This window comes from Bacillus sp. FJAT-26390, from assembly GCF_001682865.1.
Lineage (GTDB): Bacteria > Bacillota > Bacilli > Paenibacillales > Paenibacillaceae > Pristimantibacillus.
The window spans coordinates 146,783-158,801 of record NZ_MAQX01000036.1 but is presented as its reverse complement, the minus strand read 5'-3'; the positions used below and the strand labels follow the sequence as shown (position 1 = coordinate 158,801).

Below are 12,019 nucleotides of genomic sequence, written 5' to 3'. Positions count from 1 at the left end.
GAATAAAATGAGGGGGATGGTCAGAATGGTATACGAAGGGTTATCGGAGCCGTACACGGAGCTGCTGCTTGCAGCGAAGGAAGCGATGTCTCGTGCATACGTGCCTTACTCCAATTTCCAAGTAGGCGCAGCGCTGCTCGATGATGAGGGACATGTCCATTACGGCTGTAATGTGGAAAATGCGGCGTATAGCCCTACCAATTGCGCGGAGCGCACAGCTTTGCATCGCGCAATCGCAGATGGAAAGCGCCCAGGCCAATTTCAGGCAATTGCCGTAATGGGAGACACGGATGGACCAATCGCGCCATGCGGCGTTTGCCGTCAAGTGTTGGTGGAGCTCTGTGCGCCAGACATGCCCGTTATCATGGGGAATTTAAACGGTCAATGGACGATATCGACCGTATCAGAAATATTGCCGGGAGCTTTCACGCCGGCTTCACTAGTAGATAATAGGGAGCGTTAATTAAACATATGAATCGAACAACATCAAATGAGCGTGACAACAAAAAATTCCGATCCGGCTTCGTCGCTATTATAGGCAGACCGAATGTCGGCAAATCGACGCTGATGAATCATCTAATCGGCCAGAAAATTGCCATTATGTCGGACAAGCCACAGACGACACGGAACAAAATCCACGGGGTCTACACAACGAACGATACACAAATCGTATTTCTGGATACGCCGGGCATTCACAAGCCGCAATCAAAGCTTGGAAACTACATGATGCAAACGGCTGAAAGCGCGCTTCGAGAGGTTGAGGCGGCGCTATTTTTGATCGACGCAGCCGAAGGACTTGGCGGCGGCGACCGCTTCATTATCGAGCAGCTCAAAAAAGTAAAAACGCCTGTTTTTCTTGTTATGAACAAGATCGATAAGGTAGAGCCGGAGCAGCTTCTGCCGATGATTACGCAATACAACGAGCTTCATGATTTTGCGGAGATCATTCCGATCTCAGCGCTCAAAGGAAATAACGTAGAAACGCTGCTCGAGCAGCTGTCTCGTTATTTGCCGGAAGGTCCGCAATATTATCCCGCGGATCAAATTACGGATCACCCTGAGCAATTTGTTTGCTCGGAGCTGATTCGCGAGAAAATTTTGCATATGACGCGAGAAGAAATTCCTCATTCCATTGCGGTTACGATCGAGGATATGCGCGTGAAGGAAAATGGCGTCGTATATATCGGAGCGGTTATATTTGTCGAACGCGACTCCCAAAAAGGAATCATTATCGGCAAAAAAGGCGAACTGCTCAAGGAAGTCGGAAAACAGGCGCGCAAGGATATCGAAGCGCTTCTCGGCTCACGCATTTACCTTGAGCTGTGGGTGAAAGTGAAGAAGGACTGGCGCAACCAGGAACGCGTATTGAAAGATCTTGGTTATCGCCACGATTAACATCAATTGACGTTTTTTGTTAAGGATAGATTGAAGCGGATTATCGCATCCTATTACCGTCTGGAGCAGCATTTCTTGGGACGGAAAGGGATGAATACGTATGCGAAATTTTTCGTGGAAGTATTTTACGTTGACCGGGGATGTCGAGTCCTTCATGCTTTACAAGGAAATCAATCAATTTGGGGCCGATGACTCCAATGCGTTAGCTGTTGATCAAGACGAGCTTGCCATGATGGAATTAGAAGATACATCAGGCTAATGGATCAAAGGTATTATTGAATCGAATGATCAGGTATAGAAGGTTTGAAAAGATAAGCGGGCATAATTTGGATCCAATATGCAATGCTTGTTTTTAACCGCTAAGCGGAGGTTCGCCGCCATGGGACGGCGAATCTCACGTTTTTGCTTTCAGGGGAGAGTTTGCAATATGCTGTATCGTGTCGAGGGAATTGTCATTCGAAGCATGGATTATGGGGAAGGCAACAAAATTGTTACACTGCTCACGAAGACAAACGGCAAAGCGGGTGTTCTTATCCGCGGCGCGAAGAAGGTGAAGAGCAAACATTCTTCACTCGCGCAGCCGTTTACATATGGAGAGTTCGCTTATTTCCGCACAAGCGGACTCGGCACGCTTAATCATGGTGAGATCATTGAATCTCACCATGTTTTGCGTGAAAAGCTTGATTTGGCGGCATATTCCTCTTATGTAGCGGAGCTGACAGACCGCTCCTTGCAGGACGACGAGGCCACAGGTTTTCATTTTGAGCAGCTTAAGGCTTGTCTTTCGGCTTTCCAAGAGGGGAAAGATCCTCAAATTGTCACCCATCTATACGAAATGCGAATTTTGGACCTGTCTGGCTATGCGCCGGCGTTAGATGAATGCGTAAGCTGCGGCAATGTCGTCGGACCCTTTAAGCTCTCTCCCTATATGGGAGGCATTCTATGTACGCGATGCTCCGGCAAAGACCCGCATGCGGTGCTGCTTGGAGAAGGCGCATACAAGCTGCTTCGATTGTTTCGCAGAATGGATATGAGAAGGCTTGGCTCGATCCAAGTTAAACCCGAGACCAAAGCAGAGCTTAAAATTGCGATGCGCAAGCTAATGGATACGCATCTAGGTCTCCAGCTGAAATCACGTAACTTCCTCGATCAGCTTGATAAGCTGATGTAAGCTGTAATGGATTAATATGGTTTTTTTCTACATCTGAGGTCGTAGACCATGCTCCTACTTTTGCATGTTTACATGAATGGAGCGATTGATTTATGCTAGATGATGTCGTTTGAGACTAGTATTTAATTGGAGGGATTCACCTGATGTCAGCAAGGCAAAATAGGCTGGGATTCGTTGTTGCCGGGCTTTTACTTGGCATATTGGTCGCATCGATCGATAATACGATCGTGTCAACCGCCATGGCTACCATCGTGTCCGATCTAGGCGGTTTGGACAAATATGTATGGGTTACATCCGCATATCTCGTAACGGAAATGGCGGGTATGCCTATTTTCGGAAAGCTGTCGGATATGTACGGAAGAAAACGTTTTTTCGTATTAGGCATTACATTGTTTTTACTTGGATCGGTGCTTTGCGGCACGGCGGAGTCGATTACTCAATTGACCATTTACCGCGCTATCCAAGGTATAGGCGGCGGCGCTATGATGCCAATTGCTTTTGCTATTGTTTTTGATATTTTTCCTCCTGAGAAGCGCGGAAAAATGGGCGGCTTGTTCGGAGCCGTATTTGGCACTTCAAGCTTGTTCGGACCGCTAGCAGGGGCATACTTAACGGAATACATCAATTGGCGCTGGATTTTTTATATCAACGTACCGATTGGGCTTGTCGCTCTTGCTTTCATCGTTATTTACTATAAGGAATCGCATTCCCATTCCAAACAAAGAATCGATTGGTGGGGCGCTGCGACGCTTGTTGGGTCAATTGTCTGTCTCATGTTCGCCCTTGAGCTTGGGGGTTCGGAATTCGCTTGGGATTCTGCGCAAATTATTGGCTTGTTTGCCGGATTTGCCGTACTGCTTGGCATTTTCTTATTCGTGGAAACGAGAGCAGCCGAGCCAATTATATCATTCAACATGTTTAAGCAGCGTCTGTTTGCTTCAAGCACGGGTGCCGGCTTATTTTATGGCGCGGCGTTTATTACAGCAGCTTTGTACATTCCGATGTTCGTGCAGGGTGTTTTTGGCGGAACAGCGGTTAGCGCAGGCTTAACTTTGCTGCCTATGACGCTTGGCTCCGTTATCGCAGCACAGCTGGGCGGCGTGCTGGCTAACAAAATGCCGTACCGGAACGTAATGACGTTATCCGCTGTCATCTTCATCGCGGGCATTGTACTGCTTTCTACGATTACGCCGGACACGACACGCTTTATGTTGTCTGTGTATATGTTCCTGACAGGCTTCGGAATCGGTTTCTCCTTCTCGGTTCTTGGCATGTCGTCGATTCACGGCTTCGATATGAGACAGCGGGGAAGCGCCACTTCCACGATGTCGTTCGTTCGCTCGCTTGGAATGACAGTCGGCATTACGATATTTGGCATCATTCAGCGGAATCATTTTACGAGCGGCATGGCCGATGCTTTTGCTGGAAGCGAAGGCGCCGGCCCGATGACGGAAAATGCCCGCGAGCTGCTATCGCCTGAGAAGCGTGCGGAAATTCCGGCGCCAATTATGGAGAAAATCGTTGCGGCTCTGTCCGAATCGGTGTCGGTAACGTTTCTGTGGTCGATCGTTCCCGCAGGTCTAGCCTTGGTTTGTGTGCTTATGATGGGTAACGCAGGCATGAAGGATATTATCGGTAACCGTACCGGCAAAGCGATTCCTGCTGAAGAGATTCGCGGCCACTAATCTTTGGGTGACGTTGTTTGAATTCCTTGTTTGACAATTGCGCTAAAGAAGCATAAAATAGTGCAATATAAATATTGGGCAATGATGGAGAAAGTAATCGTTTCGTGTCGACAAGATTAGCGAGCTGGGAATAGTGAAAGCCCAGTTGGACAAAGCGGTGAACGGGCACTCCGGAGTCGTATCGAACAAAGAGGGTTTGCTCGAAAGCGAGCTAACCAAGTAGGGTGGAACCGCGGGATTATAACTCTCGTCCCTACGTCTGGCAGCAGGCGTAGAGACGGGAGTTTTTTGCATGTCTTCGCCTTTGCCAGAAAATGTCCGGAACAGGACGAAAACAGAGGAAAAAGGAGAGGGTCAGTAATGAATTTTCAAAAAATGATTTTGACGCTGCAGCAATTCTGGGCCGAGCAAAACTGTATACTAGTGCAGCCTTATGACGTGGAGAAGGGTGCGGGAACGATGAACCCGATGACCTTCCTGCGTTCCATTGGTCCTGAGCCATGGAATGTAGCTTATGTGGAGCCTTCCCGCCGTCCGGCAGATGGCCGTTATGGCGAGAATCCGAACCGTCTTTACCAGCATCATCAGTTCCAAGTTATTTTGAAGCCGTCGCCAGACAACATTCAAGAGCTTTATCTAGAGAGCTTGAAGCAGCTTGGCATCGATGCAAATGACCATGATATCCGCTTCGTTGAGGATAACTGGGAGTCGCCAACGCTTGGCGCTTGGGGCCTTGGCTGGGAAGTATGGCTTGATGGCATGGAAATTACGCAATTCACATACTTCCAACAGGTTGGCGGCATTGACGCTAATCCGGTTGCAGTAGAGATCACTTACGGTATGGAGCGTCTTGCTTCTTACATCCAACAAAAAGAGAATGTATTCGATCTGGAATGGGTAGAGGGCGTAACGTACGGAGACGTCTTCAAGCAGCCAGAATACGAGCATTCCAAATATACGTTTGAGACTTCAGATACAGCGATGCTGTTCTCCTTGTTCAACATGTACGAGGAAGAAGCCAAAAAAACGATGGAGCATCATCTTGTGTTTCCGGCTTACGACTATGTGTTGAAATGCTCGCATACGTTCAACCTGCTTGACGCTCGCGGCGCGATCAGCGTAACGGAAAGAACAGGCTACATTACAAGGGTTAGAAATCTAGCGCGCGCTTGCGCATCGACTTATTTTGAGGAAAGAGAACGTCTTGGATTCCCGTTGCTGAAGAAAGGAGTGGAGCAGCATGACTAGAGATTTATTGCTTGAAATTGGTCTAGAGGAAGTACCGGCTCGCTTTGTTCGAGGCGCTATGAATCAGCTTAAGGATAAAATGGTGAAATGGCTGGCGGATTCCCGCATTCAGCATGGCGAAGTTAACGTATACGCGACTCCTCGCCGAATTGCGGTTCTGATTCAGGAAGTTGCTGAGAAGCAATCCGACATGAATGAGGAAGCAAAAGGTCCTTCACGCAAAATCGCGCAAGACGATCAAGGCAATTGGAGCAAAGCTGCGCTAGGCTTCGCACGCAGTCAAGGCGTGGAGCCCGAACAGCTTTATTTCCAAGAGCTTGCTGGCGTTGAATATGTATATGCCAACAAGAGCAGCATCGGCGCAGAGACGGCAGCCGTATTGCCAGAGGGCTTGCTATCGCTTATTACGTCGATGTCGTTCCCGAAAAATATGCGCTGGGGAAGCTATGAGCTTCGATTCGTAAGACCAATCCGCTGGTTGGTTGCGCTATTTGGCCAAGATGTGATTCCGTTTGAAATTACGGGCGTCCAAACAGGAAACGTATCTCGCGGACATCGCTTCCTAGGAAAAGAAGCAACTGTGTCGGCACCTGCCGAATACGTGGAACGGCTGCGCGAACAGCATGTTATCGCAGACGTTAGCGAGCGTGAGCAGCTAATCGTTGCACAGATTGATCGCCTAGCGAAGGAAAAAGGCTGGGAGATCGCAATCAAGGAAGATTTGCTCGAAGAAGTGCTGTTTTTGGTTGAATATCCAAACGTCTTGTTTGGCGGCTTTGATCCGGCATTCCTTCAAATCCCGCAAGAAGTGCTGATTACTTCGATGCGCGAGCATCAAAGATATTTCCCGGTATTTGATGGGGAAGGCCAGCTACAACCGTTCTTCGTAACGGTTCGCAACGGCGATTTGAAATCGATTGAGCTTGTTGCAAAAGGTAACGAGAAGGTGCTTCGCGCAAGGCTTTCGGATGCGAAGTTTTTCTATGAGGAAGATCATAAGCTTACGATTGAGCATGCTCTCTCGAAGCTTGAAAATATCGTGTACCATGAAGAGCTTGGCAGCGTAGCTGACAAAGTAAGACGGATTCGCGCTACTTCCGATCTGCTTAGCAAGCAATTGCTGCTGGATGAGCAGGTAACGAAGGAGATTAGCCGCTCCGCCGATATTTGCAAATTCGATCTCGTATCGCAAATGGTATATGAATTCCCAGAGCTTCAAGGCATCATGGGTGAGGATTATGCTCTGAAAGCAGGAGAGAGCAAAGCGGTGGCGAAAGCGATTAACGAGCATTATCAGCCACGTTTTGCGGGCGATCTAGCGCCATCTGAAATTACGGGAGCAATCGTAAGCTTAGCTGACAAAATAGATACGATCGTAGGCTGCTTCTCGATCGGCATTATCCCGACCGGCTCGCAAGATCCTTACGCACTCCGCAGACAAGCGGCTGGCATCGTGCAAATTATTTTGGCACATGGTCTCAAGCTGCAGTTGAACGAATTGTATGACGCGGCTCTTTCCGTGCATGAAGCTCGCGGCCTAAAACGCGACGCTGCGGAAATTCGCAAGGATCTTTCCGATTTCTTCGCGCTTCGTGTTAAAAACGTATTGTCTGAGCAAGGCGTTCGTTATGATGTCATAGATGCGGTTATGGCTTCGGGCTTTGCCGATCTGAAATCAACAATCGAGCGTGCTACGGTTGTGCAAGCGCTGGCTGCCAGCGATGACCGTTCAGAGTTCAAGCTGTCGGTTGAACAGTTTAACCGCGTCAGCAATCTGGGGTCCAAAGCAGATGGCACAACGGTTGATCCGGCTTTGTTTGCAGAGCAGGTAGAAACAGAACTTTATGAGAAATGGCTGCAGCAGCGGCCGGCATTTAGATCGGCGATTGAAAGCGGCGATATGGCAAAAGCCGTTCAAAGCTTGTCATCTCTGAAGCCTTTTATTCATACTTATTTTGAGAAGGTTATGGTTATGGCGCCGGATGAAGCTGTACGCGCAAACCGTCTGTCTACGCTTGCAGGAATCGCTGAAGATATTGCGATTGTTGCCGATTTCTCGAAGCTAGTTTGGTAATAGGCCCAGTAAGGGAGGATGATGGATCATGTCTCGTTCTAATCCGGAAGTGATCGTATATGTGGTATCCGATGCCGCAGGAGACACAGGGGAGCTTGTTGTACGCGCGGCGATTGCACAGTTTCATCCGATTAATACAGATATCCGCAGAGCTCCTTTTATTACGGACGAAGCCAGCCTCCAGCGGATCGCAGAGCAGGCTAAGCAAGCCGATGCAATTGTGTTGTATACGCTAGTTATTCCGCATCTTCGCGACTGCATGCGGAAGCTGGCTGAAACCTACGCCGTTGTCGCCATCGACCTTTTGGGCTCTTTTATCGAAACGCTGGAGCAGCGAACAGGGCGCAAATCCCGTCAAGAGCCTGGTCTTAACCATGTTCTTGACGCGGACTACTTCAGAAAAGTAGAGGCTGTCGAATTTGCTGTAAAATACGATGACGCAAGGGATACATCCGGTGTTCTGAAAGCCGATATCGTTCTTGTAGGCGTATCGCGCACTTCAAAAACACCTTTGTCCATGTATCTGGCGCATCAAAAATTTAAAGTTGCCAATGTACCGCTTGTGCCGGAGCTAAAGCCGCCTGACGAATTGTTTAAGCTTCCAAAACGCAAAATAATCGGGCTTACAATTGGAGTGCCTTATTTAAATACGATTCGTAAGGAACGGCTCAAAGCACTTGGTTTGCCGAATAATGCATCCTATGCGACTCCTGACCGTATAGAGAAGGAGCTTCATTATGCCGATACCATCATGAAGCAGCTCGGATGCGTCGTCATAGACGTATCTCACCGGGCGGTTGAAGAAACGGCAAGCTTAATTATGGAATATGTACGAATGCCTTAACGGCAGGAGGCAGGATTTTTTATAGTTATGCCGTATATAATAGTACAGGATAAGAATTTGAATTCGAGCGGTGATCTCATATTCGACTAATGCAACCTACTATTGTGGTCGACGCGGATGCATGTCCGGTAAAATCTGAAATAGGCGAGACGGCGAGACGTTTCTCGGTTCGCGTGCTGATGGTCGCCTCTCATGATCATCGCCTTGAGCCGCAGCCTGGCGTGGAAATCGTCCAGGTGGATCGAAGCAATCAATCCGTTGATCTGTACATCGTGAACCATATCGTTCGCGGAGATATCGTCGTAACGCAGGATTTTGGACTGGCATGCATAGCGATCGGCAAAGGCGCCATCGTATTGTCTCCTAGGGGAGAGCAATACTCGGATGAAAACATCGATTATTTGATGGAGCGTAGACATGAGCTTGCAAAACGTCGACGTACCGGAGGCAAAACAAGAGGCCCGAAAGCGATGAATAATGACGATCGTGATCGTTTTCAACAAAAGTTGACAAAAGTTTTGCGAAATGAGCAGGAGAACCATGACGTATAGCGAATATTATTTACGTGTTACTAGGATGAAGGTGATGAACGATGACATACGGTAATAAAATACCGGAAGAGGTCATTGATGCGGTACGCAAGCATTATGACATCGTAGAGACGGTCGGGAAATATGTTCATCTCACGAAGCACGGCAAATATATGAAGGGGTTATGTCCGTTCCATTCGGAGAAGACTCCCTCGTTTACGGTTACGCCGGAGCTCCAAATTTACCATTGCTATGGCTGCGGCAAAGGCGGCAACGTCATTCGCTTTGTTGAGGAAATGGAAGGTTATTCATTTCCTGAGGCGGTACGCGTGCTCGCTTCTGACGCAGGAATGCCCGTCACTTGGGCAACGCCCGACGGGGGCAAATCGACGCCGCATGATGCGGATCGAGCCAAGATCATTGAGGCGCATGAGCTGACCATTAAGCTATACCATCATGTGCTCAATAATACGAAGCAAGGACAAGCTGCAAAGCAGTATTTGCGGGAACGCGGACTCACCGATAAGCTGATCGATCATTTCATGATCGGTTATGCTCCTGAGGAGTGGGACTTGCTGGCTCGGTTTCTAACGAATCGCGGCTTTGATTTGGCTTTAATGGAAAAAGGCGGATTGCTTTCGGCTAAATCAGACGGGAGCGGGTATGTGGATCGGTTTCGCAATCGCATCATGTTTCCGATATGGGATCGAGACGGCAAAGCTACCGCGTTTGCGGGTCGCATTATAGGCGAAGGACAGCCGAAATACTTGAATACCTCGGAGACGATGCTTTTTACGAAGAGCAGGACACTATACAACTTGCATTATGCGCGGCCAGCCATCCGCAAAAGCAAGCAAGTCGTATTGTTTGAAGGCTACATGGACGTCATCAAATCATGGAGTGCAGGCGTGAAAAACGGAATTGCAACGATGGGCACGGCTTTGACCGATGAGCATTGCGCGATTCTTAAGCGGCAGGCTGAAGAGGTTATTGTATGCTATGACGGAGATGACGCAGGACAAGCAGCAGCATTTAAATCAATTCCGATGCTAGAGAGCGCTGGCTTGAAAGTATCGGTGGCGATGCTTCCGAAAGGAAAGGATCCCGATGATTATATAAGCGAATATGGACCGGAAGCATTCTTGCGAGAAACCATGGATCAACCGGTATCTGTAACAAAATTTAAGCTTATATATTCAAGGAAAAACCATATACTGCTAAAAGAAGAAGGTAAAAAAAATTATCTGCTTGAAGCAGTGCAAATTGTTGCGGAGCTTGATTCTTCAACGGAACGCGAGGTCTACTTGAAAGAAATATCCCGCGAGTTCGATATCTCCCTTGACGCCTTGAAGCAGGACTGTCACCAAATCAGACAGGAGCTGCAAAAAAAGAAACCGCAAGGGGATAATAACGACAATTCGTGGAATAATGGTAGGAATGAAAAGCCCAGAAAATCTGGACCGCCCACTCTTATGCCCGCTTACACTCATGCCGAACGAAGGTTGCTGCATGTTATGATGCGGGATAGGGAAGTGGCTCAATCGGTACATGAACGGCTGGGCGATGCGTTTAATGTGGAGGATCATGCAGCGCTTGCTGCTTATTTATACGCTTATTTTGCACAGGGCTACGATCCGGATGTCAGCCGATTTATTGCAACACTGCACGACGACCGATTAGAACGCGCAGCTGCATCTATTCTGATGATGGACGGTGACTTCCCGTTCGACGAAACAACAATGGACGCTTATATCCAGGATATTATCAAAGTACCGCAATATCGGGATATCGAGCGCAAAAAGGAAGAGATGGTACGTGCTGAGCGTACCGGCGATTTTTTGGCAGCAGCACAAATAGCAAGTGAGATTATAACCCTAGAGAGACAGCTTAAAGGGCGACAGGAAGATCGTTTCTAGGGGGGAGGGAGTCGGAACATGGCGAATGATCAACATACTGAACTAGATACCGAACAAAAACTGGATCATGTGAAGGATCAATTGATCGAACAAGGTAAAAAGAGATCTTCTTTGACGTATAAAGAAATTATGGATAAGTTGGCTCCGTTCGATCAAGACCCTGAACAAATTGATGAATTTTTCGAACAGCTCGATGATTTTGGGATTGAGGTACTGAACGAAAACGACGAAGAAAATCCACTCGCAGCCCAAGGGGAAGAGCAAGAGCGTGAGCAGGACGACTTCAATTTCGATGATGATCTTGCATTGCCACCGGGTATTAAAATTAATGATCCGGTACGGATGTACTTAAAAGAAATCGGCCGAGTTCCACTTCTTTCTGCGGATGATGAGGTTGAGCTTGCACAACGGATTGAGAATGGCGACGAAGAAGCAAAGCGGAGACTTGCGGAAGCAAACCTGCGCCTCGTGGTCAGTATCGCAAAACGTTATGTCGGCAGAGGCATGTTGTTCCTTGATTTGATTCAAGAAGGCAACATGGGTCTGATCAAAGCGGTTGAGAAGTTCGATCACCAAAAGGGCTTTAAATTCAGTACGTACGCAACTTGGTGGATTCGTCAAGCCATTACTCGCGCGATTGCTGACCAAGCACGTACGATCCGGATTCCGGTTCATATGGTTGAGACGATTAATAAGCTGATCCGGGTTTCCCGTCAATTGCTTCAAGAACTTGGACGCGAACCGACGCCAGAGGAAATTGCTGCTGAGATGGAGCTTAGCACCGAGAAGGTTCGCGAGATTATGAAAATCGCGCAAGAACCGGTATCGCTGGAAACTCCGATTGGGGAAGAAGATGATTCTCATCTTGGAGATTTCATTGAAGACCAAGAAGCGCTTGCTCCAGCTGATGCTGCTGCATACGAGCTCCTTAAAGAGCAGCTAGAGGATGTGCTTGACACCTTGACCGAGAGAGAAGAAAATGTACTGCGTCTTCGCTTTGGTCTTGATGACGGCCGCACTAGAACGCTTGAAGAGGTTGGCAAAGTGTTTGGCGTTACGCGCGAGCGTATCCGTCAAATTGAAGCTAAAGCTTTGCGCAAGCTGCGCCATCCAAGCCGCAGCAAACGTTTGAAGGATTTTCTCGAATAAAAACTTT

At 48.2% G+C, this 12,019-nt stretch carries 11 protein-coding genes; all 11 read left to right on the top strand.

Annotation, left to right across the window (positions count from 1 at the left end):
* Positions 1-25: 25 nt before the first annotated feature.
* The 11 genes from cdd to rpoD all read left to right on the top strand — a co-directional run bounded on the left by cdd (position 26) and on the right by rpoD (position 12,012).
* Positions 26-463 (top strand): cytidine deaminase, encoded by a 438-nt coding sequence (cdd, locus tag A7975_RS31405; RefSeq protein WP_053376815.1) that lies wholly within the window; start codon positions 26-28, stop codon positions 461-463.
* Between the two features lie 8 nt (positions 464-471).
* Positions 472-1,395: a GTPase Era gene (gene era / locus A7975_RS31400; protein ID WP_053376814.1), complete on the top strand. Its 924-nt coding sequence runs from the start codon at positions 472-474 to the stop codon at positions 1,393-1,395.
* Positions 1,396-1,495: 100 nt separating this feature from the next.
* Positions 1,496-1,654, top strand: coding sequence for a YqzL family protein (locus A7975_RS33430; RefSeq protein ID WP_082198578.1), 159 nt, complete (start codon positions 1,496-1,498; stop codon positions 1,652-1,654).
* Positions 1,655-1,822: 168 nt separating this feature from the next.
* A complete protein-coding gene (gene recO / locus A7975_RS31395) occupies positions 1,823-2,566 on the top strand; it encodes a DNA repair protein RecO (RefSeq protein ID WP_053376813.1) in 744 nt (247 codons plus the stop codon).
* A 143-nt stretch (positions 2,567-2,709) separates the two neighbouring features.
* The gene (locus A7975_RS31390; RefSeq protein WP_082198577.1) at positions 2,710-4,251 is read left to right on the top strand and encodes an MDR family MFS transporter; all 1,542 of its coding nucleotides are present in this window, start codon (positions 2,710-2,712) and stop codon (positions 4,249-4,251) included.
* A 360-nt stretch (positions 4,252-4,611) separates the two neighbouring features.
* Positions 4,612-5,499, top strand: a complete 888-nt coding sequence (gene glyQ, locus A7975_RS31385; protein ID WP_053376811.1) for a glycine--tRNA ligase subunit alpha — start codon at positions 4,612-4,614, stop codon at positions 5,497-5,499.
* Positions 5,492-7,573, top strand: a complete 2,082-nt coding sequence (gene glyS, locus A7975_RS31380; RefSeq protein WP_053376810.1) for a glycine--tRNA ligase subunit beta — start codon at positions 5,492-5,494, stop codon at positions 7,571-7,573. The genes glyQ and glyS overlap by 8 nt, the downstream gene beginning before the upstream one ends.
* 28 nt (positions 7,574-7,601) lie before the next feature.
* Entirely contained in the window at positions 7,602-8,417 is an 816-nt protein-coding gene (locus A7975_RS31375) for a pyruvate, water dikinase regulatory protein (protein WP_053376809.1), read from the top strand.
* Positions 8,418-8,506: 89 nt separating this feature from the next.
* Entirely contained in the window at positions 8,507-8,968 is a 462-nt protein-coding gene (locus A7975_RS31370; RefSeq protein WP_065387754.1) for a YaiI/YqxD family protein, read from the top strand.
* Positions 8,969-9,009: 41 nt separating this feature from the next.
* Positions 9,010-10,863, top strand: coding sequence for a DNA primase (gene dnaG / locus A7975_RS31365; protein WP_053376807.1), 1,854 nt, complete (start codon positions 9,010-9,012; stop codon positions 10,861-10,863).
* 18 nt (positions 10,864-10,881) lie between these two features.
* Positions 10,882-12,012 carry an RNA polymerase sigma factor RpoD gene (gene rpoD / locus A7975_RS31360; protein WP_053376806.1) on the top strand — a complete coding sequence of 377 codons (1,131 nt, stop codon included), beginning with the start codon at positions 10,882-10,884 and terminating at the stop codon, positions 12,010-12,012.
* Positions 12,013-12,019: the final 7 nt, after the last annotated feature.